The organism is Pseudomonas sp. GG8 (genome assembly GCF_052976945.1).
This window is the reverse complement of sequence record NZ_JBRIIP010000001.1, coordinates 4687351-4710635: the sequence shown is the minus strand read 5'-3', so window position 1 is coordinate 4710635 and position 23285 is coordinate 4687351. Positions and strand designations below refer to the sequence as shown.

Here is a 23285-nt window from a genome sequence, read left to right as displayed (position 1 = left end):
GTCGAACTGATCGAAGAGAGAGGGAGTTTAGAGGAACAACCCAGGACCTGGGCGGCTCCCTTCGGGAAATTTGACGCCGACTTTAAGGATCTTGTTCCCGTCCATCACCGCAACGGTCCAAATGGTACCGTTCCATTCGATCTGATCGCCGACCACAGGCTCGCCGCGATTCTTCTGAATGATGAATTGGCTAAGCGGCATCTCTGGATCCAGACCGTCGAGTTTCAAACCATACAATGCTGCGACAGGCCCGAGCTGAGCGTCTCCCTCGAGGACGAAGTCGCCGAAGAAACGCAAATCCAGACCGCGCTGCGGGGCCTGGCTGAACAGCTTGCCCAAGGCAGACAGGTCATGTTCATGGCCGATCACGCAAAGCAGATCACCGACTTCAAGGGTGGTACTACCCGACGGATGGAGCAGTTGCTGACCTCGAAACAGGGCCGCGATACGGGTGCCCTCGGGCATTTTCAGTTCACGCAGGGCGGCGCCGATGCACCATTTTTCAGCACCCAGGCGGTAAACGAACAGTTCCCACTCACTGGTGGCATGCACCTCCAGCGCGGCGCGTGAAATCGGTGCCGGTTCTGGCGGTACGGTGACTTTCAGCAGCTTGGCGACCCACGGCAGGCTGGTTCCCTGGACCAACAACGAGACAAGTACGATAAAAAACGCGAGGTTGAAATACAGCTGGGCGTGGGGCAGCCCGGCCATAAGCGGGAACACCGCGAGAATGATCGGCACCGCGCCGCGCAGACCGACCCAGGCGATAAATGCTTTTTCCCGGTCATGGAACGCCTTGAATGGCAGCAGGCCGACCAGCACCGACAGCGGCCGGGCAAACAGAATCATCCACAGTGCCAGACCCAGCGCGGGCAGGGCGATAGGCAGTAAATCATGCGGTGTGACCAGCAGGCCCAGCACCAGGAACATGCCGATCTGCGCCAGCCAGGCCATGCCGTCGAGCATGTGCAGAATGCCGTGGCGACTGCGGATCGGACGGTTGCCAAGCACCAGGCCACACAGGTACACCGCTAAAAAGCCGCTGCCGTGGATGGCGTTGGTCAGGGCAAACACCGCCAGCCCGCCGCTGATCACCAGAATGGGGTACAGGCCGTTTGCCAGATTGATCCGGTTGACCAGTTGCAGCATCAGCCAGCCGCCGCCCAGACCGATAATCCCGCCGATACCAAACTCACGAATCAGTTGCCCCAGCAGGCCCCAGTGCAGGCCGGTTTCGCCGCTGGCGAGCATGTCGATCAGGGTCACGGTCAGGAAAACCGCCATCGGGTCGTTACTGCCGGATTCGATTTCCAGGCTGGCGGTGACCCGTTCGTTCAGGCCTTTGCCGCCCAGCAGCGAGAAGACCGCCGCAGCATCGGTGGAGCCAACAATGGCGCCGATCAACAGGCCCTGAATCAAATTCAGATTAAACAACCATGCAGCCGCTACCCCGGTCAGCCCGGTGGTGATCAGTACACCGACCGTTGCCAATGACAGGGCCGGCCACAGCGCAACCCGGAAGCTGGCGACGCGTGTGCGCAAGCCGCCATCGAGCAAAATCACCGCCAGGGCGAGGTTGCCGACCAGATACGCCGTTGGGTAGTTGTCGAAAATGATCCCGCCGCCATCGACGCCCGCGGCCATGCCCACCGCGAGGATGATGACCAGAATCGGGATGCCCAGACGTGAAGAGAGGGAGCTGACCAGGATACTTGCACCCACCAGCAACGCGCCGATCAAGAACAGGCTGTTGATGGTTGTTGCATCCAAGGGCGGTACTCCAGAAAGCAAATTCAAAAGGCTGGGCGCGAACTGCCTATGCAGTCCGCGTGCCAAGCGATTCTAACCTGTTGAATTGGCTGGCTGTCAAAGCTTTGTCTGTTTGGGGCTTGGATCAGTCGGGATGATTTGCCTTATGACGTGCGCGACAGCGAGTCTGCCAGCCCGTTAAAACCAGGCGTCCTGCATTGACAGGCAGGTGTCATCCCTCGCTTCGAGAATCGCCAGCTCGTGATGGCAGCCCGGTATTTCCCACGTCAGGAAGTACCGGGCAGCTTGAAGCTTGCCTTTATAGAAGCTGACATCGGCTTCGTTGCCTTTTGCCAGGCCTTCTTCTGCGCGGATCGCCTGTTCCAGCCAGCGCCAGCCGATCACGGTATGGCCGAACGCCTTCAGGTACAGCGCCGAATTGGCCAGGCTGCTATTGACCTTGCCCTGCGCCAGGTCGGTCAACAGGCCGATGGTCACGGTTTGCAGGCGTGCCACCAATTGCTCCAGTGGTTGGCGCAGCGGGGTTAAACCTTCATGAGCCTGAGCACGTGCTGCGGTGTCGGCGATCAGGCGGATCAGTTGCTTGAGTCCGGCACCGCCGTTTTGCCCCAGTTTTCGCCCGAGCAGGTCCAGCGACTGAATGCCGTGAGTACCCTCATGAATCGGGTTCAAGCGGTTATCGCGGTAGTACTGTTCCACCGGGTATTCGCGGGTGTAGCCATGGCCGCCGAGAATCTGGATCGCCAGTTCGTTGGCCTTGAGGCAGAACTCGGAGGGCCAGGATTTGACGATAGGCGTCAGTAAGTCGAGTAACTCGTGGGCCTGCTTGCGGACCTCTTCGGTTTCCCCGGTGGTGGTGTCGTCAAATAGCCGCGCCGCATACAGACCGAGGTCGAAGGCGCCTTCGACGTAGGCTTTCTGCGTCAGCAACATGCGTTTGACGTCGGCATGCTGGATGATCGCAACCGGCGCGGTTTCCGGGTTTTTGCTGTCCGGCAGACGACCTTGCGGGCGTTCGCGGGCGTACTCCAGTGAGTACAGATACCCGGCGTAACCCAGCATCACGGCGCCCATGCCGACGCCGATCCGTGCTTCGTTCATCATCTGGAACATATAGCTCAAGCCTTGATGCGGCTTGCCCACCAGATAGCCGACACACTCGCCGTTATCACCAAAGTTCAGCGCCGTGGACGTGGTGCCGCGCCAGCCCATCTTGTGGAACAAACCGGCCAGCAGCACGTCGTTGCGTTTGCCCAGACTGCCATCATCGTTGACCAGGAACTTGGGCACGATAAACAGCGAGATGCCTTTTACCCCGGCTGGGGCGTCAGGCAGCTTGGCCAGGACCATGTGCACGATGTTTTCCGACAACGGATGATCGCCGCCAGAGATGAAAATCTTATTGCCGCGCAGGCGATAGCTGCCGTCCGCCGCAGGTTCGGCGCGGGTGCGAATATCCGACAGCGAGGAGCCGGCATGCGGTTCAGTCAGGGCCATGGTGCCGAAAAAGCGTCCGTCGATCATCGGCTGCAAAAAGCGCTGTTTCTGTTCTTCGCTGCCAAAGCTTTCGATCAGGTTGGCCGCACCCATGGTCAGGAACGGGTACGACGTCGACGCGGCATTGGCCGATTGAAAATGCGCAAAACAGGCTTGCGACAGCAGCGTAGGCAACTGCATACCGCCCGCCTCGAAGCTACGTGCGGCATTAAGAAAGCCCGCTGCAAGGAATGCATCCACCGCAGGCTTGACCTCCGGGATCAGGATCGCCTCGCCGTTTTCATAGCGCGGCTCGTTCTCGTCACCCTTGCGGTTGTGCGGGGCGAAATACTTTTCCGCAATGGTCCGCGCCGTACTAATCGCCGCATCGAAGGTCTCGCGATTGTGCTCGACGAAACGCTCGCGCTGGGTCAGGGCTTCGGCATCGAGCACTTCATACAGCTCGAAAGCCAGATTGCGGGAACTGAGCAGCGTCTCGGACATGGCGGCCTACCTTTTTTTGGAGTGCTCGGAGTCTAGGCGTTGGAGCAGGCTGCTGAATAGCAAGATTGATGCGGGTGATGGAGGGGTAAAACGTGGGGTAAGTCGAGTTAGATGACGTGCTGTTTCAAATTTGCCGGACGATTTTTTTGTGAAAAAAAGGGGAGCCTGAGCTCCCCTTTTGTACCCGCTGCGCTAACGATTAACCAATCGTCATCAAGCTGGCATTTCCTCCTGCTGCCGCAGTGTTCACGCTCAGGGCTCGCTCGATCACCAGGCGCTCCAGCGCGATGTTGGTTTCGCCGTGTGACAGGCCTTGAACCCCGACGATAGCGCCAGCGCGTTTGGCGACTTGCTGGCAGATCGCTCGCAGTTGGTCGGAGTCGCCGTGATGCAGGACTGCATCGATGACCACTTCGTCCTTGTTCCAGTCAGCGATCAACTGGATGCGTGCCTGTACTTCTTTAGGCAGGCGAGCGCGCAGTGGTTTGCTCACGTCGTTTTCCGGCACCACAGCGGTGCTACCGACGGCCAATACGGCGGCCAGCTGGATCAACAGGTCAGCTTCGATGTCCGCCAGACACAGCACATGCTCACGGGGCAGCAGGCTGTAGCTGTTGCGTTCGCCGGTCGGGCCGTTCAGCAAGCGGATGGTGCCGCTTTGCGACTGCTCGGCGAACTGTTTGCACAACGCGCCCAGCGCGTCTTGCTGGTGACTGCTGGCCCAGGCTTGCAGGGCGCCGAGCGGTTTGCTCATGGCTTCACGCATCTGGGTGTCCGGCGCAGCCAGCGCATCGCCGCGAGCGAAGGACTGCTCGATGGCATCCACCGGGCGAACCGAGAGCAGGCGATAGAGGTACAGCGGTCCACCGGCTTTAGGCCCGGTGCCCGACAACCCTTCACCTCCGAACGGCTGCACACCCACTACAGCGCCGACGATGTTGCGGTTGACGTAGACGTTACCGGCATTGACCTTGTCGACGACCTTGGCGATGGTTTCGTCGATACGCGTGTGCACACCGAGCGTCAGACCGTAGCCCGAGGCGTTGATCTGGCCGATCAGCTGGTCCAGTTCCTTACGCTTGTAGCGCACCACGTGCAGCACTGGGCCGAAGATCTCCCGTTGCAGTTCGTCGAAGCTTTCCAGTTCGATCAAGGTTGGCATCACATAGGTGCCGCGCTTTATTTCTGTGCTGTCGGCAATCGCCATCTGGTACACGGTGCGGCCTTTGTCGCGCATGGCCTGGATGTGCTTCTCGATCCCGGCTTTGGCCTCGGCATCGATCACCGGCCCGATATCCACGGACAAACGCTCCGGGTTGCCAAGGCGGCATTCAGCCATGGCGCCTTTAAGCATTTCGATCACGCGGTCGGCAGAGTCCTCTTGCAGGCATAGCACACGCAGAGCCGAGCAGCGTTGACCGGCACTGTCGAAGGCCGAGGACACCACGTCGATGACCACTTGTTCGGTCAGCGCGGAGGAGTCGACGATCATCGCGTTTTGTCCGCCGGTTTCGGCGATCAGCGGAATCGGCCGACCTTGTGCGTCCAGGCGACCGGCGATATTGCGTTGCAGCAAGCGCGCGACTTCGGTCGAACCCGTGAACATCACGCCCTTGACCCGATTATCCCCCACCAGACGTGCGCCGACCGTTTCACCACGGCCCGGCAGCAGTTGCACCACGCCCTCAGGGATGCCGGCTTCAAGTAACAAGCGCACCGCTTGTGCAGCAATCAGCGGGGTTTGTTCGGCGGGTTTGGCCAGCACCGGGTTACCGGCGGCCAATGCGGCGGCGACCTGGCCACTGAAAATAGCCAGCGGGAAGTTCCACGGGCTGATACAGACCACTGGCCCTAAGGGGCGATGCGCGTCGTTGGTGAAGTCATTGCGCGCCTGCACTGCGTAGTAACGCAGGAAGTCCACGGCTTCACGTACTTCGGCGATGGCGTTGGCGAATGTCTTGCCGGCTTCACGCGCCAGCAGGCCCATCAGCGGCTGGATTTCACCCTCCATCAACTCAGCGGCACGTTCCAGGATCGCAGCGCGTTCTGCGGGTGGTGTCGCTTGCCAGATGGGGGCGGCGTTGAGCGCACACTGGATGGCGTTATCGACGTCTTCCAGATTGGCTTCCTGAACGTGACCGACCACATCACGCAAATCCGACGGGTTCAGGACCGGCGCAAAAGCGCCGGTGCTCGCAGGGCTGCCGAGCATCGGAGCGGCTTTCCAGTCGTTGTGCGCGGTTGCCAGCAATGCCGAGGACAGCGACGCCAGGCGGTGTTCGTTTGCCAGGTCGATACCGCTGGAGTTGGCGCGAGCCGGGCCGTAAAGATCACGCGGCAGCGGGATACGTGGGTGTGGCAGGCCGAAGCCGCCTTCCTGCGCGGCCATCTGCTCGATGCTGCTCACTGGATCGGCCACCAGTTCCTGAATGGCGATGGAGTGGTCGGCAATGCGGTTGACGAACGAGGTGTTCGCGCCGTTTTCCAGGAGGCGACGTACCAAGTACGCCAACAATGTTTCGTGGGTGCCGACCGGTGCATAGACCCTGCATGGGCGGTTCAGCTTGCCATCGGCAACCTTGCCCACCACTTGTTCGTACAACGGTTCGCCCATGCCGTGGAGGCACTGGAACTCGTACTGGCCGGGGTAATAGTTCTGACCGGCAATATGGTAGATCGCTGCCAGGGTGTGGGCGTTGTGCGTGGCAAATTGCGGATAGATGACTTCCGGCACAGACAGCAGTTTGCGTGCGCAGGCGATGTAGGAAACGTCGGTGTATACCTTGCGGGTATAGACCGGATAGCCTTCCAGGCCGTCGACCTGGGCGCGTTTGATTTCGCTGTCCCAGTACGCGCCTTTCACCAAGCGGATCATCAGGCGATGGCGGCTGCGGCGGGCCAGATCGATCACGTAGTCAATCACATACGGGCACCGTTTCTGGTACGCCTGAATCACGAAGCCAATGCCGTTCCAGCCGGTCAGCTGCGGCTCGAAGCACAGGCGTTCCAGCAGATCCAGTGACAGCTCGAGACGGTCGGCCTCTTCGGCGTCGATGTTCAGGCCGATGTCGTATTGCTTGGCCAGCAAGGTCAGCGACAACAGGCGCGGGTACAACTCTTCCATGACGCGTTCGTACTGCGCGCGGCTGTAGCGCGGGTGCAGGGCGGAGAGTTTGATCGAGATCCCGGGGCCTTCATAAATGCCACGACCATGGGACGCTTTGCCAATGGAGTGGATCGCTTGCTCGTAGGACGCGAGGTATTTCTGTGCGTCGTGTTCGGTCAGGGCCGCTTCACCGAGCATGTCGTAGGAGTAGCGGAAGCCCTTGGCTTCGAAGCGGCTGGCATTGGCCAGGGCTTCTGCGATGGTTTCGCCGGTGACGAACTGCTCGCCCATCAGGCGCATCGCCATGTCCACGCCTTTTCGGATCATCGGCTCGCCGCTTTTGCCAATGATCCGGCTCAGCGAAGAGGTCAGGCCTGTTTCATTATGGGTAGCGACCAGTTTGCCGGTCAGTAGCAGGCCCCACGTGGCAGCGTTGACGAACAGCGACGGACTATTGCCCAAGTGCGGCTGCCAGTTTCCGGTGCTGATCTTGTCGCGAATCAGTGCGTCGCGGGTGCCCTTGTCCGGGATGCGCAGCAGCGCTTCGGCCAGGCACATCAGTGCCACGCCTTCTTGAGAGGACAACGAGAATTCTTGCAACAAACCCTGGACGATGCCGGCACGGCCTCCCGCGCTTTTCTGATTGCGCAGTTTTTCGGCGATGCTCGCGGCGAGCTTCTGGGTGGCCTCGGCCATGCTCACGGGCAGGCGCGCCTGTTCCAGCAGCATCGGTACCACTTCAGGTTCCGGGCGGCGATAGGCGGAGGTAATCGCCGCACGCAAAACCGATTGCGGCAGGATGCTCTCGGCGAACTCGAGGAAGCACTGGTGGGCGATGTCTGCTGGCAGGCCGACGTGGTCGTCGCCATCCTTGAGTGTCAGCCCGTTCAACTCTGTCAGGGTTGCACCCCCTTCGAGTTTTTCCAGGTAGTTGAAAATCGCTTGCTTGATCAACCAGTGTGGAGTGCGGTCGATTGATTGAGCAGCGGCTTTCAATCGCTCACGGGTAGGGTCGTCAAGTTTGACACCCAGGGTGGTCGTCGCCATTTCTTGTCCTCGTTATCGCCACCACGGTGTGGCATCAGCTGGCGCTCAGATTAGCCTCGCGTTTGACGGGGTGCAACCTAGTGCAACCTATTTTCATCGGAAATTTTTTGCTCATCTCGGAAAACGAGGAGCAGCCAGAACTAAGCGCGCTCTTATGGTGCTTTTAATTATGTAAAAGTGCTTTTTTGCTCCGAAAGGAAGCAAAAAACATTCCGGTACGTAAAAGACTCAATAAGGTGCAACTTAATTTCCAAAACTGGTTGCGCCTTATTTGCATAGTTGACTAGGATTCGCGGCCAAGGTGCAACCCGGTACGCATGAGGTTCATCTGCTGACATTTTCCTGGGGAAATTTCAGTCAAACGCGCGGTCAGTAGTTCATGCATGCGAGGCGAGCTCTTCGTTTCGGCGTGCCTGATAGCCGCCGCTAAATAAAAACAATGCCAGGGCTCAGCTCAATGATTGTCAGCAACCCAACCCTGATCACCTTTGTGATCTACATCGCAGCAATGGTGCTGATCGGCTTCATGGCCTATCGCTCTACCAACAACCTTTCTGATTATATTCTGGGTGGTCGTAGCCTCGGCAGTGTGGTCACCGCGCTTTCGGCTGGCGCATCGGACATGAGTGGCTGGCTGTTGATGGGGCTGCCAGGCGCCATTTACATGTCAGGTCTGTCGGAAAGCTGGATCGCCATCGGCCTGATCGTCGGTGCTTACCTGAACTGGCTGTTCGTTGCGGGGCGGCTGCGGGTGCAGACCGAACACAATGGCGACGCATTGACCCTGCCGGATTACTTCACCGGCCGTTTCGAAGACAAGAGCGGGTTGCTGCGGATTATCTCGGCCATCGTGATCCTGGTGTTTTTCACCATCTATTGTGCATCGGGCATCGTGGCCGGCGCCCGCTTGTTTGAAAGCACTTTCGGCATGTCTTACGAGACTGCGTTGTGGGCCGGCGCTGCCGCGACCATCGCCTACACCTTCGTCGGCGGTTTCCTTGCGGTGAGCTGGACCGATACCGTGCAGGCCACGCTGATGATCTTCGCGTTGATCCTTACGCCGATTATCGTATTGCTGGCCACCGGAGGCATCGATACCACATTCCTGGTGATCGAAGCGAAAGACCCGACTAACTTCGACATGCTGAAAAATACCAGCTTCATCGGCGTCATTTCGTTGATGGGTTGGGGGTTGGGCTACTTCGGCCAACCGCACATCCTTGCGCGGTTCATGGCGGCGGATTCGGTCAAGTCGATTGCCAAAGCGCGTCGGATCTCCATGACCTGGATGATCCTGTGTCTGGGCGGCACGGTAGCAGTGGGCTTCTTCGGTATCGCGTACTTCTCGGTGCACCCTGATCTCGTCGGCCCGGTTCTCGAGAACCCGGAGCGGGTATTCATCGAACTGGCGAAAATCCTGTTCAACCCATGGATTGCCGGTGTGTTGCTGTCGGCGATTCTTGCTGCGGTGATGAGTACCTTGAGCTGTCAGTTGCTGGTGTGCTCCAGCGCGCTGACCGAAGACTTCTACAAAGCTTTCTTCCGCAAACGCGCTTCGCAGGCCGAGCTGGTATGGGTAGGGCGCAGCATGGTTCTGTTGATCGCGCTGATTGCCATCGCCCTGGCCTCTAATCCGGATAACAGGGTGTTGGGTCTGGTCAGCTATGCCTGGGCAGGTTTCGGTGCTGCTTTCGGTCCTGTGGTATTGATCTCGGTGCTGTGGAAGGGCATGACGCGTAACGGCGCCCTAGCCGGTATTCTGGTCGGCGCGATCACCGTCATCGTCTGGAAGCACTTCAGCCTGCTGGGTCTGTACGAAATCATTCCTGGCTTCATCTTCGCCAGCATTGCCATCGTGGTTTTCAGCCTGATTGGCAAGGGGCCAACGGCGGGTATGTTGACGCGCTTCGATGCAGCCGAGAAAGAGTTCAACGACGCTTCTCGCTGAGTGAATGGATGGGCTGGCTTACGGCTGGCTCATGTTTCAAAAAAAACGGCCCGCATCTTCAGGATGTCGGGCCGTTTTTTGTGTGGGGTCGTTTTTAGTGAGCGGTGTGATCAGGTTTAGTTGTGGTCGATATCCAGCTTGTAGAACGTCGCCATACCTCCTTCATTGGTGTAGCCAGAGTTGTCCTGGGCATAGACGCCAGCCTTGAAGTACAGAGGCTTGTCACGCCAGGTGGCACTGATCGGGCTGCTCCAGTTCGCGTCGCGCACGCTAACGCCCAAGTCACCCCCCGGGCTCAGGTGGATGATGTATTTGAATTGTTCATTGAGCGGCACGTTCTCGGCGATGATAATCACGCGACTCTTCTGGTCATCAAACCGATTGCGCACTTTGGCGACGACGATGCCGCTCTTCGTCGCGTCCTTGTATTGGTATTCGACCTTCAGCAGCGGCTCGGTACTCTCGTAGGCATGAATCTGGCCGATGACGATTCTGCCCGATGATGGCACCTGATTGACGGCGAGGGTTGCGCGCAAAAAGTGATCGCCGCTGGGGTACAACCAATTGTGCAGCGTGCCATTGGAGTAGGTTTCTCGGAGTTCGCTGCGCGGGTATTTGGCGTTGGCGGTACGCGAGCCCGTGACCGGAGCCCAAAAAAACAGGGTTCCCGTGTCGGCGTGGAAATATTTGCCGTTGTAGCCGTCGACCAATTTGGGCGTGTCGATAGTCGCCGGGGGGGAGCCCACGGGGATGCTCAAATTCCAGGATGCCAGATCGATCATTGTTCAGTCTTCCAAATATGTCTCATTGCCAGCAGGAAAGCGTCTAGCGCAAGGGTTTGGGCGCGACCTTTATACGGGCTGAGCACGTGTTTGTTAATGCTGGCCCGGTGAATGGGTGGTGTCAAAGTGCCTCTGCAGGGGCTCAAACACCCGTGCGTTACTCCCTGAAGCGATATACCGTTAGTCGGATCGAGCTGCGTTTCGTCGTTGGTTACCGTCGCGCAGTTTGCCCAACCGTTCGATGGGGCGGGGCTCAAAGTGAGCTGAATTCGGTACACTGGGTGCTCCCAAATCTTCGTTGCTCCTTATGACCGCGCCAGCCCTCTCTCCCTTGAAATACCTGCAAGCCTACCCGCCGGCCTTGCAAGACCAAGTGCGTCAGTTGATTGCACAGAATCGGCTGGACGCTTACCTGAAGCAACGCTACCCGGAGCGGCATGCCGTGCAGAGCGATAAAGCGCTGTACGCCTATGCTTTGGCGTTGAAGCAAGAGCATCTGCGTAATGCGCCGAATATCGACAAGGTGCTGTTCGATAATCGTCTGGACCTGACGCATCGAGCGCTGGGCCTGCATACGGCGATATCCCGTGTGCAGGGTGGCAAGCTCAAGGCCAAGAAAGAAATCCGCATCGCGTCGTTGTTCAAGGAGGCCGCTCCAGAGTTTCTGAAAATGATCGTGGTGCACGAGTTGGCGCACTTCAAGGAATCCGACCACAACAAGGCGTTTTATCAGCTTTGTGAGTACATGCAGCCCGGCTACCACCAGTTGGAGTTCGATCTACGCATTTACCTGACCTGGCGCGACCTGCAAGGCAAGGCCACCGAATGAGCCTCGATAAGGATTTGACGATGGACGTCAGCAAGACCAAAAGCAGTTTTTATCGCCGGTTGTATGTGGCGTATTTGATAGACAGCCGGATCGCCAGCAGTGTCCCCGCTTTGATGGAGGCCACCGGCATGCCGCGTCGCACGGCGCAGGACACCATTGCCGCCCTGGCCGATCTCGATATTCTCTGTGAATTCGAACAGTTGGACGGCGCACGCAATCATGCAGGCGGTTATCAGATCCGCGAGTGGGGGGCGATCGACAAAGGCTGGATTGCGCAGCATCTGGTGCAGATCAAGACGGTGCTGGGCTACCCCTGAGGCGCGATGTGCCTGCGAGTTGGCGATGAGAGCCAACGCTATAGCGCTTAGCTCTCATCGTTGGAGCGTGTCGGCGAGCAAGCCGAATGGAGTAATGAGCATCCAGGGAAAAGTTGAATGCTCAAGGGTACCTGCTTAGCCGAAACTGAAGGCTGTGACGATGCCTGCGTCATCACCGGTCATGCCAATTCGCTGTGTATCAAACTCCCGGGTGGCAACGTCCTTCAGACCGACCACGCGAGGTCGACCGGTCAGTTCACTGATGTAGGCTTTGACAGTAGGCACGTAGCGGCTGCCGATCAAATGCTGGATCTGTTGAAGGGCTTCTTCATTAGTCATGTACATGTTCCTTATGCAGTTGAGATGTCCTTATGGACGCCCTGATGTTTACCTCTGTCGGCCCCTGCTGTGCGGTATATATTTGTCGCGTCCCCCGCTAAAGCCGCATGAGTTTTGCGGCATGTTTCCAATACGTCCTGCTTTCGCTCTTCTCATCCAGGAATGCGTTTTTATTCCAAGTCACGGCGCATGCCGATATGGGGGATGTCGTCTTCCAGATACACCTCGCCCACCGGGGTGAAGCCATAGCGTCCGTAATAGCCTTGCAGATGCGCTTGGGCCGCAAGGTAGATTGGTTGGTCAGGCCATTGCTTTTCAGCGTGCTCCAGCGCCTGAATCATCAGCGCATGGCCCATGCCTTTATTGCGCGCAGTGGGGGCTGTCACAACCCGACCGATCACTACGTCGCCGCCTTGCTGGATGGGGTCAAGCAGGCGCAGATAAGCCACCAGAAGATCGTTTTCCCATGCCATCAGGTGGCAGGTGTCGCCATCCAGGTCCTGACCGTCGACATCCTGATAACAGCATTTTTGCTCGACCACGAACACTTCGGCACGCAGCTGCAAAATGGCGTACAGCTGTTCTTTGCTGAGATCGGTATGGTGTTTGCAGACCCAATTGATAGACATATGGCGGACTCTGAATAGACATTCTGGTCGAATACTAAAGCCAGCATCGTGTGAGAGGCCAAACAAAACTGTAGCGGCTTAATGCTGAGTGCGGTGATTCAGGCCAGGAGGTCTTGATAAAGCAGTAGCTCAGCGCAAAAAACAACCTGTCCAGTGGCATGGCTACGGGGTCAGTCTTTGGCTGGCAAGCACCGCATTAGAACGATTCCTTGAGCCAGCGCTCACATCAATCACTCATATGAGTTGTGCCTGCTCCACTATGAGTATTCAATCGAGGCTAATAGCCCTCATCCGGATTGGTTGCCATGTCATATTTGTGTAATCTGCATTGAGCCCCTGGGTTCCGGGTTTTATGGACCACTGTTAATGAGAGTCCAAGCGTAACGCGCCCTTAATACGGCGGGCGATCTGCCTGCCTCAGGAACTTGAGCATGCCGCGACTGCTTCGAGCCATGGGTTTGATGGGTTTGTTGTTGCTGACGCAAGCCGCCGCAGCGGAGAAGCTACGTTTGGTGGCCGATGCCTGGCCTCCGTTCACCGACATCAATCTGGTCAATGGCGGCCTCGCCACTGATCTTGTCAGTACGGCCCTGGCGCGGGCGGGATACGCCAGCGAGTTCGAACAAGTGCCGTGGGCAAGGGCGCTGCAAGGTATTGGCGACGGGCGTTATGACGTGCTGGTCAGTGCCTGGTTCAATCATGAGCGAACGTTGATCGGTGAGTTTTCTAACGAGTACCTGATCAACCGGGTGCGCTTCCTCAAACGCAAGGACTCGTCCATCGAGTTCGACCGTCTGAAGGCGCTGCACGCTTACCCGATTGCCGTGGTACGCGGCTATGCCTATTCATCCGCTTTCGACGGTGATCCCGAACTACAAAAAGTTCCGGTGCACAGTTTCTCCGTGGCGGTGCGCATGCTGGCAGCAGGACGGGTGGCGCTGGCGGTGGAGGACGAATATGTCGCTCGCTACAACCTCAGCAGTGAAGCGCCTCGTGTCCGCGAGAGTGTTGAATTTTTGCCTAAACCACTGAGCGAGAACGGTCTGCATATTCTGGTCAGTCTGAAGAACCCCAATCATGCGCAGATTGTCGCCAACTTTGACCGAGGCATTGCAGCGATGAAAGCCGATGGCAGTTACGCCCGGATGTTTCGCCAGCACGGCCTGTAACAGGCTGTGTGAACAGGTTTCAGGCTTCTGTGGGCTCTTTGATCAAATGCGCAGCCAATGTTCGCAGCGGTCCCAATTGCCGGCCGATCAATGCGAGTTGGGTTTGCACCAATCGCTGGCTTTCGTCCATGTCATCGGGCATGTGCTCCAGATCGCTGGCCAGCGCTTCTTCGGCATCGCTCTGGATCGCTACCGGTTTTTTATTGGCCAGGCTTTGGGCGATTTCATCAATGCTCGCTGCCAGGCTTGCCGCAGCACCCTCAATCAAATGTTCGCGTACTTCGGCCGGCAACTGGGTTTCGCGGTGCGCGCCCAAGCCCGACAGGTAGCTGAGCAACGTGTGTGACAACACCAGAAAGCGAAAGCCCACGTCGGCTTCTTTGCGGAAGTGCCCCGGCTCCATCAGCATATTAGCCAAGGTGGTGGACAGTGCCGCATCGGCGTTGTGCGCGTTGCGCCGGGCCAGGCGGTACGTCAGGTCATCACTTTTGCCTTTGGCGTATTGCTGCATGATCTGGCGCAGGTAAATGCTGTTGCAGGTCAGGGTGTTCGCCAGCACTTTATTCAAGCGCCGCCCCTGCCAGTCCGGAAGGAACAGGAACACGGTCAGCCCGGCAATCAAGCTTCCAAGCAAGGTGTCGAACAACCGCGGAAGGAACAGTCCGTAACTGTCGCCTACCTGGTTGAAGCAGAACAACACCATCAAGGTGATTGCCGCCGTCGACAGGGTGTAGCGGGTGGTTCGGTTGACGAAGAACACCACACCAGCGACCACGGCGAACATTGCTTGAATCAGCGGGCTGGGGAATAGATCAAACAACGCCCATCCTGCAGTCAGGCCTATCGCCGTACCACTGATCCGTTGAACCAGTTTGCGCCGGGTTGCGCCGTAGTTGGGTTGGCAGACGAACAGCGTGGTCAGAATGATCCAGTAACCCTGGGTCGGGTGCACCAAGTGCACCATGCCGTAACCGATGCTCAACGCCAATGGCAGACGCAAGGCGTGGCGGAACAGCAGCGAGGTGGGGGTCATTTGCAGGCGCAAGCGATCCCACACGTCCTTGAATGTGTGGGGCGAACGGTCGAGCAGGCTGCTGTCTGTGGCGTCGGCCAGGCTGTCGGGATTGCTGGCATCCTTGATCAGTCGATCGAGTGTGCCCAGGTTCGCGGCCAGAGCGCGCAATGAGCGCAGGAGCCCACGCCATGCCGGGTTGTTCTGGGTGCGCAGGTACTCCAGCGAAGCGTGCAAGTCTTCCTGCGCGTGGGCAAAGCCCTCATCGTAGATGAATGGCTGACGCAACTGGATCGACTCCGACAGCAAGCGGCAGGCGACTCCCTGTTGGCGCAGCAAGCGCAAACAACGGAACAGTACATCACTGTGGAAGAACGCTTCGGCCAACGCGTTGTAGGGGTAATGCGACGAACTGGCGCGTTCGTGAATGTCCTGGGCGAGAAAGTACAGCTTCAGATAGCGACTGACCTTGGCGCCGGGCCGCCCATCGCCGACGCGGTGCAGAATGATTTCCTTGGCTGCATTCAGGGCCGCGACGACGCGACCGTTTTGCTGCGCCAGTTTCAGTCGGCGCGCTTCGATGTCGAGTTGCCGGATCGGCTCGAACAGTGTCGCCTTGAGTTCCAGATACAGCCCCAGCTCACGAAACAGTCGGGCCAGGCTTTGCTGCACAGGCTGATTGGAAAACAGCATTTGCCACAGCACCGACAGCAGCCCATACCAGGCGGCGCCAGCGACCAGCAGCATGGGCTCGTGCCAGAAATCGTTGACCTCGCCCCCGCGCTGATCCACGCCGATCATGGTGTACACAGACAGAATCAGCGTGGCCGAAGCGATGGTGCCATACCGTTCGCCCAAGGCGCCGAGCATGGTCAGGCCAAAGGCGGCCAGCGCCAGCGCAAAGACAAAAATCAGGGGGTAGGGGAATAGCAGCTCGACGGCAAGTGACGCGACGCTGAAACACACCAGCGTCACTGCCAGCGCATTCAGGCGGCCCTGCCAGCTGTCATCGGTTTCGGCCAGGGCGCTGGCGATAATTCCCAGAAAAACCGGGGTCAGCAGGCCCATTTCATTTTGATACCAGCACAGCGCCATGCTGCCGGTTAGCGCAATAAACACCCGCATGCTGTAGCTGAACTTGTCCAGCGCCCACAAACGACGGAGCGTATGACGAAAGGAAGTCGATGACATAAGTGAGCTAACGGCCTTGTTCGCTGGTTTCTTTAAGCATTCAGCTAAATTCAGCTAAGTATGTACAGCGCCAATCGAGGGCTGTACATGAGCTTTAGCAAAATTTATTTCCTGGTCGATCTTTGCCGCTCACCGCGACACCCGGTCAGACGTATTGCGCGGCCGCATAGGCCGAGGCCCAGGCCCACTGGAAATTGAAACCGCCCAGATGCCCACTGACGTCCAGCACTTCGCCAATGAAATACAGCCCTGGCGATTTCAGCGACTCCATGGTCTTGGAAGACACTTCACGAGTGTCTATTCCGCCGAGGGTCACTTCCGCCGTGCGATAGCCTTCGGTACCTGCGGGCACCACCTGCCAGCACGCGAGTTTTTCGGCGATATCGCTGAGTTCGCTCGGGGTGTACTGCTTCATCGGTTTGGAAACGAACCAGTGCTCGGCGAGCAGGTTGGCCATTTTCTTGGTGAAGATTTCGCCCAGCAGGGTTTTCAGTTCGCTGTTGGGCCGTTCGGCTTGTTGTTGCAGTAGCCAGCTTGGCACATCGTGGTCCGGCATCAGGTTGATGACGACCGTTTCGCCTGATTGCCAGAACGAAGATATCTGCAAAATCGCCGGCCCGCTGAGGCCGCGATGGGTGAACAGGATGTTTTCGCGAAAGCTTGTGTCGTTGCAGCTGACCAGGCAATCCACCGATGTACCGGACAACTCGGTGCACAGCGTTTTGAGTTGGTCGGTGATGGTGAACGGCACCAGCCCGGCACGGGTCGGCAGCAAGGTATGGCCGAACTGCTTGCCCACTTGATAACCGAAGCCGGTAGCCCCCAGCGTCGGGATCGACAGGCCGCCAGTGGCGACGACCAGCGACTGGCAATTCAACACGCCCGCCGTGGTGTTCAGGCTGTAACCGGTGTCGGTTTTTTCGATGTTCTGCACCGACGTGTCCAGATGCAGGCTGACGCCAGCCTGTTCGCATTCGTTGAGCAGCATGTCGAGGATGTCGCTGGATTTGTTATCACAAAATAACTGACCGAGTTTTTTCTCGTGGTACGCCACGCCATGCTTGGCCACCAGGGCGATGAAATCCCATTGGGTATAACGCGCCAGGGCGGATTTGCAGAAGTGCGGGTTTTGCGAGAGGAAGTTGTCAGGCTCGGTGTAGAGGTTGGTGAAATTGCAGCGCCCACCGCCAGACATGAGGATTTTCTTGCCAGCCTTGTTCGCGTGATCGATCAGCATCACCTTGCGCCCACGATTGGCGGCGGTCAGCGCGCACATCAAGCCTGCGGCGCCAGCGCCGATGATCACAACGTCAGTAACGGGCAAAGCAGAATCCTCAAAGAGCAGTTGAATCTTCGGTGTTTGATATGACGTCTTCGCGGATAAATCCGCTCCCACAATGTGAATGCGTTTCCCTGTGGGAGCGGATTTATCCGCGAAGCTTTTCGGCGGTTCTTACAAAATCCGCACGCGCAACGAGCGGCCTTTGATTTTGCCGTTGTTCAAGCGCTCCAGCGCTTGCATGGCCACGACGCTTTCGACGGCCACATACGCCTGGAAATCGAAAATGGCGATTTTACCGACCTGGGTGCCGGGAATGCCGGCATCGCCGGTCAAAGCGCCAAGAATATCGCCAGGGCGAACCTTATCCTTACGGCCCGCGCCGATCATCAGCGTGGTCATGGTCGGTTGCAGCGGTGCGCCGCCTTTGCTTTTCAGTTCGTCCAGTTGTTCCCACTTCAGCGGAGATCTCTGCACGTCTTCGATGGCTCGGGCACGGTGTGCTTCGGACGGTGCAACCAGGCTGATCGCCAGACCTTTCTCGCCGGCGCGACCGGTACGACCAACCCGGTGAATGTGCATTTCCGAGTCCCGTGCCAGTTCGACGTTGAGCACCATGTCCAGTGCGTCGATATCCAGACCACGCGCCGCGACATCGGTCGCAACCAGCACCGAGGTGCTGCGGTTGGCGAACATCGCCAGGACTTGATCCCGATCACGCTGTTCCAGGTCGCCGTGCAGGCCGACGGCGGAAATGCCTTTGGCGGTCAGGTGATCGACCACTTCCTGGCATTGCTGCTTGGTGAAGCAGAACGCGACGCAGGACTGAGGGCGGAAATGCCCGAGTACCTTCACCACGGCTTCAAGACGTTGCTCCGGGGTGATTTCGTAGAAGTGCTGCTCGATCTGGCTGTCCGCGTGCAAGGCTTCGACCTTGACCGTTTGCGGCGTGCGCATGAACTTCGAGGACAGCTGCTTGATACCGGTCGGGTAGGTCGCCGAAAACAGCAGGGTCTGACGCTTGGCCGGGGTCTGCTCGATGATGTTCTCGATCGAGTCGTAGAAACCCATGTCGAGCATACGGTCGGCTTCGTCGAGGATCAGCGTGTTCAGGCCGTCGAGGACCAGTGAGCCCTTGCGTAGGTGCTGCTGAATGCGTCCTGGGGTGCCGACGATGATGTGCGCGCCGTGTTCCAACGAACCGATCTGTGGGCCGAACGGCACGCCGCCGCACAGGGTCAGGACCTTGATGTTGTCTTCGGAGCGCGCCAGACGGCGGATTTCCTTGGCCACCTGGTCGGCCAGCTCACGGGTTGGGCACAGCACCAACGCCTGGCAACCGAAGAAGCGCGGGTTGATCGGGTTGAGCAGGCCGATGCCGAACGCAGCGGTCTTGCCACTGCCGGTCTTGGCCTGGGCAATCAGGTCCATGCCCTTGAGAATCACCGGCAGGCTCTGTGCCTGAATCGGCGTCATCTCGGCATAACCAAGGGACTCCAGGTTAGCCAACATGGGTGCGGAAAGAGGCAGTGAGTTAAAAGCGGTGCTAGTCACGGGACGGGCCTGCAAAACAAAATGTCGCGCAGTGTATCAGGTCGCGGGCCAGCATTAATGCTCGATCTCTGGTTCCGGACGAGGAACACCCTGACTCCCCTTGGGCGGCAACTGCAAGAAAATCCCGGCGGCCAGCATCGACAGCACGCCAACACTGAGGAAGGTCATTTGGAACGCGCCCAACAGGCTGCTCACTTCGCCGCTGGTCACGTCGTCGGTAAAGCCGCCCAGCAACGCGGCGGCGCAGGCCACCCCAAGGCTCAAGGACAACTGCGCCACAACGGACAGCAGGCTGTTACCGCTGGCGGCGCTGGCGTCGTCGAGGTCGATCAGGGTCACGGCGTTCATCGCGGTGAACTGCAGTGAATTCACCGCGCCCATCAAGCCGAGATGGACCAGCAACACCCAATACTGAGTCTGTGCGTCGACCAGCGCCAGACTCGCCAGCAGTGCACCCAGCAGAAACGTGTTGCCGGTCAGCACCACACGGTAACCGAGGCGTTCAATCAGCGGGCGTGCCACCGGCTTGGTGAGCATGGCGGCGATGGCCAGCGGGATCATGCTCATCCCGGCCTTGGAGGGTGAATAACCGAGGGCCACTTGTAACAGTAGCGGTACCAGGAAGGGCAGGGCGCCGCTGCCCAGCCGGGAGAAAAGGTTGCCAAAAATCCCTACAGCGAAAGACCGGGTTCGGAACAGCGCTGGTGCGAACAAGGGGTAATCGATATTCCCGGCCCGCAGCCAGTAAGCCGCCAGACAGGCCATGCCGCCAAACAACAGCAGCACCACGCGCATGTGCGGCAGGTGAAGTTCGCCCAAGCCTTCCAGAGCGATGGTGATCAGCACCATCGACGCACCGAACAGCGCAAAGCCGACGCCATCGAAGCGTGTTCGGCCACCGCCTTGCAGGTCCGGCACGAGGGTTTTGACCGCGTAACAGCCGAGCAGTCCCACGGGCAGGTTGATCAGGAAAATCCAGTGCCAGCTCAGGTACTCAACGATCCAGCCACCCAGGGTAGGTCCCAGCAACGGGCCGAGCAGGCCGGGCACCGTGATGAAACTCATGATCCGCACCAGCTCGGAGCGGGGGTAGGCGCGCAACACAATCAAGCGGCCGATGGGCACCATCAACGCACCGCCCAGGCCCTGAACCACGCGTGCGGCCACCAGCATGCTCAGTGAGCTGGACAGCGCACACAGCAGTGAGCCCAGGCTGAACAACAGGATCGCGCCAAAGAAAATCCGCTTGATGCCGAACCGGTCCGCGATCCAGCCCGACGCTGGAATCAGCAAGGCCACGGTCAGCATGTACGCGATCACTACCGACTGCATGCGCAACGGGTCTTCGGCCAGGGAACGGGCCATGGCCGGCAACGCGGTGTTGAGGATCGTGCCGTCGAGGCTTTGCATGAAAAACGCAATCGCGACGACCCATGGCAGCCAGCGCAGGGTTCGAGCATCCAGAAACGGTGTGCTGTTCGGCATACGATCCTTAGAGCGTGAGGGTCAATCGGCTGATCAAGGCGCCCGGCAGCAGGCTTGAAGCTGTCTGGCGTTGATTGTAGGTGCTGGCGGACAGAATCAGTTCCCGCTCTCGGGTCAACGCTTCGAGGGCGGTACCCAGCAGGCTGTAGGCGCTGTCGTCGAAACGCATGGTGCTGACGGGCGCCTGAATCTTGCCATTCTCGACCCAGAACGTGGCGAAGCGGGTCATCCCGGTCAGGCGTGCGGCTGCCTGGTCGGAGAAGTTGAGGTACCAAAGGTTGCTGATATAGAGCCCGGTGCCGAGCTGTTCGAGTACCTGCTCCAGCTCCAGCGTACCTGCCGCCATGCTCAGTGCACTTGGCGATTCGCCTCCGCCAGCACCGTTGGCGGCCAGGCCATACTCTGCCGCGCTGCGCGAACCGACCAGTTGTTCTTGGGCGAGGCCCGCATTGATCAGCGGCAGATCCCGGCGCGGATACCCTTCTCCGGAGAACGCCGGTGACAGTGAGCCTGTCACCTGTTCGTCCAGACTCACTCGCGGGTTGAGCTGGGCGTCGCCGTTGTACAGCCGTTGCAGCGGGCTGGTCTTGCTGGCCAGCGCTTCCGCGGAAAAACCACCCCAGCACAACATGCCGATGATTTCATCGAGCGCGGCGGGGGCCAGATAGGCGCGGTATTGGCCGGGCGCCAGGGTGTGCAGGGGTTGATCGAGAAACTCAAGTTGCTCACACGCTTGCTGGAAGCGCCGGGCGAACGTCGCATCGTCCCAGTCGTGGCCCGCGTAGTTGGCTTTGACTGCCTGACCGTTGGCGTGGAACAGGCTCCAGTCGAAGTTGAAACTGTTGGCCTGATGCCAGCCCAGAGCACCCCATGAACTGGCGAAACCCCGGTACAGCGGGCCAGCGGCGTAAAAGCCCACCAGGTCCAGGCCTTCAGCCAGATCACTGATATGTTCAAGCACGCGGGCGGTGTCTGGCAGCGGCGGGTTCTGGCTGTTGCTGATCTGCCAGGCGTCGGTGTTGGGCAGCAGATAGGGATCCTGCGGTAGCAATACCAACGTTTCGCGTAATTGTTGCAGCGCCTCGGCCAAGCGTGCCTGATCGACCTGAGCATCGCCCGCCAAGGTCAGGTGCAGGTCTGCATGTCGGCCGTCATTGATCAATTTGACGTTCAGACTGGCCTGCTGCACATGCCCGGCCTGACGTACTTTGGCATGGTTGAAACGAATGAATTCCGAGGCTTCGGCGTTGTAGCCGAGGGTGAAAGCTTCCGTTCCGGTGATCGCGCTGCGCAGCCACTCGACCAGCGCTTCGAACTGCTGTTGCTGAGTCATCTGCGCCATCACGCATCCCCTCCGAAAACATCGACCTGGGAGAAGACACAGGCGGGTGAGGCATGGCCTACGCGGACCACCTGATTAGGTTCGCCTTTGCCACAGTTGGGTGTGCCCAGGACTTCAAAGGTACTGGCATCGCCAACAGCGCTGAGGTTGCACCAGAAGTACGCGGAAATGGCCCGGTAGTTCGGGTTTTTTACCACGCCTTTGAGTTCGCCGTTTTCGATCAATTGACCCCATTCGCACCCGAACTGGAATTTATTGCGTGCGTCATCAATCGACCACGAGCGGTTGGTCGACATCAGGATGCCGTGCTCGATGCCGCCGATCAGCTGTTCCAGTGGTTGGTCTCCGGGCTCGATATTCAGATTGGCCATGCGGTCGATCGGCGGGCGGTTCCAGCTGCACGCGCGGCTGTTGGCGACCCCTTCCATGCCGGAGCGGTATTGCGACAACGCGCCGCCCAAGGGCCGAATCAGCAAGCCTTCGCGGATCAGGAACTCTTTGTTCGCTGGCGTGCCGTCGTCGTCATACGCGTAGCTGGCGAGCTGTTCGGGTATGTCCGGGTTAAAGGTCACGTTGAGCAGTTCCGAGCCGTATTGCAGGCTGCCGAAGTCACTGGCTTTGACGAAGCTGGTGCCCGCGTAATTACGCTCGTCGCCGAGAATGCGGTCCAGTTCCAGCGGATGGCCGATTGATTCATGGATTTGCAGGATCATCTGGTCCGGCGTCAGCAGCAGATCACGCGGTCCCGACGGGGTGTTGGGGGCCATGATCAGTTGCAAGGCCTGATCGGCAACCTGCGCCGCCGCGCCAATCAGCCCGCAGTTGGCGATGACTTCGGCGCCGCCTTGCTGGCCAAAGTTGTCGCGGCCGAGGCTGCGGGTCTGGCTGTCCTGGCCGTCGTAAGCGGTGACGCTCATTCCCGGGTAGACGTAACGCTGGGCCTGACGAATCTCGGCACCGGCGCTGTTCAGGTAAATTTGCTCGACGTTCTCCAGGCCAAGGCTGACCTGCCAGCTCACCAGACGTTTGTCGGCGGGCACGGCGGCAGACTCGGCGCCGAGCAATTGGTAACACTCACTCAGCGATGGGAAGGCGTCGCTGAGGTTGGGCGAAAGATAATCGGCGCGGCTGATGGACACCGGCTGATCGCGAAGATCCAGAAGGGCGTGGGGTGCGAGAGCCAGAGCATGTTGCTCGGCTTTTTCCAGCGCGGTCTGTAGCCCCCGTTGCGAGACATCGTTAGTCGCGGCGTAGGCTTCGACGCCGTTGATCCGAACCGTCAACATCGCACCTTCGTCACGGCTCAGGTGCGGGGGCTCGGCGACGTTTTTGCGTACCGACAGGTGTTGGCTGGTTTGCCGGACGTAACGCAGCGAGAAAAATTCGGCGCGACTCTGCAAGGCGGCAAACCGCTGCTTGAGCTGAGCGGAGAAATCGAACATGCAGGGAGGCTCCTTTTTGCGGGCATCGCGGATGTATGAGCGCGCTTACCCGCGATCGACCGCA

16 protein-coding genes are annotated in these 23285 nt (G+C 59.0%); 4 read left to right on the top strand and 12 right to left on the bottom strand.

The window, feature by feature from the left end:
- Positions 1 to 27: 27 nt before the first annotated feature.
- The 3 genes from ACVBEG_RS22320 to putA all read right to left on the bottom strand — a co-directional run bounded on the left by ACVBEG_RS22320 (position 28) and on the right by putA (position 7903).
- Positions 28 to 1770 carry a potassium/proton antiporter gene (locus ACVBEG_RS22320; RefSeq protein ID WP_322177485.1) on the bottom strand — a complete coding sequence of 581 codons (1743 nt, stop codon included), beginning with the start codon at positions 1768 to 1770 and terminating at the stop codon, positions 28 to 30.
- 177 nt (positions 1771 to 1947) lie between these two features.
- Entirely contained in the window at positions 1948 to 3750 is a 1803-nt protein-coding gene (locus ACVBEG_RS22315) for an acyl-CoA dehydrogenase (protein WP_322177486.1), read from the bottom strand.
- A gap of 199 nt (positions 3751 to 3949) precedes the next feature.
- Entirely contained in the window at positions 3950 to 7903 is a 3954-nt protein-coding gene (gene putA / locus ACVBEG_RS22310; RefSeq protein ID WP_443691105.1) for a trifunctional transcriptional regulator/proline dehydrogenase/L-glutamate gamma-semialdehyde dehydrogenase, read from the bottom strand.
- A gap of 457 nt (positions 7904 to 8360) precedes the next feature.
- Between putA and putP the strand changes: the two genes are divergently transcribed.
- The gene (putP, locus tag ACVBEG_RS22305; RefSeq protein ID WP_322177488.1) at positions 8361 to 9851 is read left to right on the top strand and encodes a sodium/proline symporter PutP; all 1491 of its coding nucleotides are present in this window, start codon (positions 8361 to 8363) and stop codon (positions 9849 to 9851) included.
- 116 nt (positions 9852 to 9967) lie between these two features.
- Here putP and ACVBEG_RS22300 read toward each other — a convergent pair whose 3' ends face one another.
- Complete coding sequence (locus tag ACVBEG_RS22300; protein WP_322177489.1) at positions 9968 to 10633, bottom strand: polysaccharide lyase family 7 protein; 666 nt, start codon at positions 10631 to 10633, stop codon at positions 9968 to 9970.
- A 307-nt stretch (positions 10634 to 10940) separates the two neighbouring features.
- On the opposite strand from ACVBEG_RS22300, the gene ACVBEG_RS22295 reads away from it, so the two are divergent.
- A complete protein-coding gene (locus ACVBEG_RS22295; protein ID WP_219064466.1) occupies positions 10941 to 11462 on the top strand; it encodes a YgjP-like metallopeptidase domain-containing protein in 522 nt (173 codons plus the stop codon).
- A gap of 20 nt (positions 11463 to 11482) precedes the next feature.
- The gene (locus ACVBEG_RS22290; RefSeq protein ID WP_322278489.1) at positions 11483 to 11779 is read left to right on the top strand and encodes a winged helix-turn-helix domain-containing protein; all 297 of its coding nucleotides are present in this window, start codon (positions 11483 to 11485) and stop codon (positions 11777 to 11779) included.
- A gap of 135 nt (positions 11780 to 11914) precedes the next feature.
- On the opposite strand, the gene ACVBEG_RS22285 is transcribed toward ACVBEG_RS22290, so the two are convergent.
- Positions 11915 to 12118 carry a hypothetical protein gene (locus ACVBEG_RS22285; RefSeq protein WP_322177492.1) on the bottom strand — a complete coding sequence of 68 codons (204 nt, stop codon included), beginning with the start codon at positions 12116 to 12118 and terminating at the stop codon, positions 11915 to 11917.
- Positions 12119 to 12288: 170 nt separating this feature from the next.
- On the bottom strand, positions 12289 to 12747 hold the full coding sequence (locus tag ACVBEG_RS22280) for a GNAT family N-acetyltransferase (RefSeq protein WP_322177493.1): 459 nt from the start codon (positions 12745 to 12747) through the stop codon (positions 12289 to 12291).
- A gap of 431 nt (positions 12748 to 13178) precedes the next feature.
- Between ACVBEG_RS22280 and ACVBEG_RS22275 the strand changes: the two genes are divergently transcribed.
- Entirely contained in the window at positions 13179 to 13916 is a 738-nt protein-coding gene (locus ACVBEG_RS22275; RefSeq protein WP_322277922.1) for a substrate-binding periplasmic protein, read from the top strand.
- A 19-nt stretch (positions 13917 to 13935) separates the two neighbouring features.
- Here the strand turns inward: ACVBEG_RS22275 and yccS are convergent, their stop codons facing one another.
- The 6 genes from yccS to ACVBEG_RS22245 all read right to left on the bottom strand — a co-directional run bounded on the left by yccS (position 13936) and on the right by ACVBEG_RS22245 (position 23221).
- Positions 13936 to 16119 carry a YccS family putative transporter gene (gene yccS / locus ACVBEG_RS22270; protein ID WP_322177495.1) on the bottom strand — a complete coding sequence of 728 codons (2184 nt, stop codon included), beginning with the start codon at positions 16117 to 16119 and terminating at the stop codon, positions 13936 to 13938.
- Between the two features lie 145 nt (positions 16120 to 16264).
- Positions 16265 to 17443, bottom strand: a complete 1179-nt coding sequence (locus ACVBEG_RS22265; protein ID WP_322177496.1) for a BaiN/RdsA family NAD(P)/FAD-dependent oxidoreductase — start codon at positions 17441 to 17443, stop codon at positions 16265 to 16267.
- Between the two features lie 129 nt (positions 17444 to 17572).
- Positions 17573 to 18952 (bottom strand): ATP-dependent RNA helicase DbpA, encoded by a 1380-nt coding sequence (dbpA, locus tag ACVBEG_RS22260; RefSeq protein WP_219064461.1) that lies wholly within the window; start codon positions 18950 to 18952, stop codon positions 17573 to 17575.
- A gap of 54 nt (positions 18953 to 19006) precedes the next feature.
- Positions 19007 to 20437, bottom strand: a complete 1431-nt coding sequence (mdtD, locus tag ACVBEG_RS22255) for a multidrug transporter subunit MdtD (RefSeq protein ID WP_322177497.1) — start codon at positions 20435 to 20437, stop codon at positions 19007 to 19009.
- 7 nt (positions 20438 to 20444) lie between these two features.
- Complete coding sequence (locus ACVBEG_RS22250; protein WP_322182995.1) at positions 20445 to 21770, bottom strand: TldD/PmbA family protein; 1326 nt, start codon at positions 21768 to 21770, stop codon at positions 20445 to 20447.
- Between the two features lie 8 nt (positions 21771 to 21778).
- Positions 21779 to 23221: a TldD/PmbA family protein gene (locus ACVBEG_RS22245; RefSeq protein ID WP_447108316.1), complete on the bottom strand. Its 1443-nt coding sequence runs from the start codon at positions 23219 to 23221 to the stop codon at positions 21779 to 21781.
- Between the last annotated feature and the right edge of the window lie 64 nt (positions 23222 to 23285).

Coding starts and splice junctions, on each gene's coding strand:
- ACVBEG_RS22315 (WP_322177486.1), bottom strand. CDS start 3,750: ATGTCCGAGACGCTGCTCAGTTCCCGCAATCTGGCTTTCGAGCTGTAT.
- putA (WP_443691105.1), bottom strand. CDS start 7,903: ATGGCGACGACCACCCTGGGTGTCAAACTTGACGACCCTACCCGTGAG.
- putP (WP_322177488.1), top strand. CDS start 8,361: ATGATTGTCAGCAACCCAACCCTGATCACCTTTGTGATCTACATCGCA.
- ACVBEG_RS22300 (WP_322177489.1), bottom strand. CDS start 10,633: ATGATCGATCTGGCATCCTGGAATTTGAGCATCCCCGTGGGCTCCCCC.
- ACVBEG_RS22295 (WP_219064466.1), top strand. CDS start 10,941: ATGACCGCGCCAGCCCTCTCTCCCTTGAAATACCTGCAAGCCTACCCG.
- ACVBEG_RS22290 (WP_322278489.1), top strand. CDS start 11,483: ATGGACGTCAGCAAGACCAAAAGCAGTTTTTATCGCCGGTTGTATGTG.
- ACVBEG_RS22285 (WP_322177492.1), bottom strand. CDS start 12,118: ATGACTAATGAAGAAGCCCTTCAACAGATCCAGCATTTGATCGGCAGC.
- ACVBEG_RS22280 (WP_322177493.1), bottom strand. CDS start 12,747: ATGTCTATCAATTGGGTCTGCAAACACCATACCGATCTCAGCAAAGAA.
- ACVBEG_RS22275 (WP_322277922.1), top strand. CDS start 13,179: ATGCCGCGACTGCTTCGAGCCATGGGTTTGATGGGTTTGTTGTTGCTG.
- yccS (WP_322177495.1), bottom strand. CDS start 16,119: ATGTCATCGACTTCCTTTCGTCATACGCTCCGTCGTTTGTGGGCGCTG.
- mdtD (WP_322177497.1), bottom strand. CDS start 20,437: ATGCCGAACAGCACACCGTTTCTGGATGCTCGAACCCTGCGCTGGCTG.
- ACVBEG_RS22250 (WP_322182995.1), bottom strand. CDS start 21,770: ATGACTCAGCAACAGCAGTTCGAAGCGCTGGTCGAGTGGCTGCGCAGC.
- ACVBEG_RS22245 (WP_447108316.1), bottom strand. CDS start 23,221: ATGTTCGATTTCTCCGCTCAGCTCAAGCAGCGGTTTGCCGCCTTGCAG.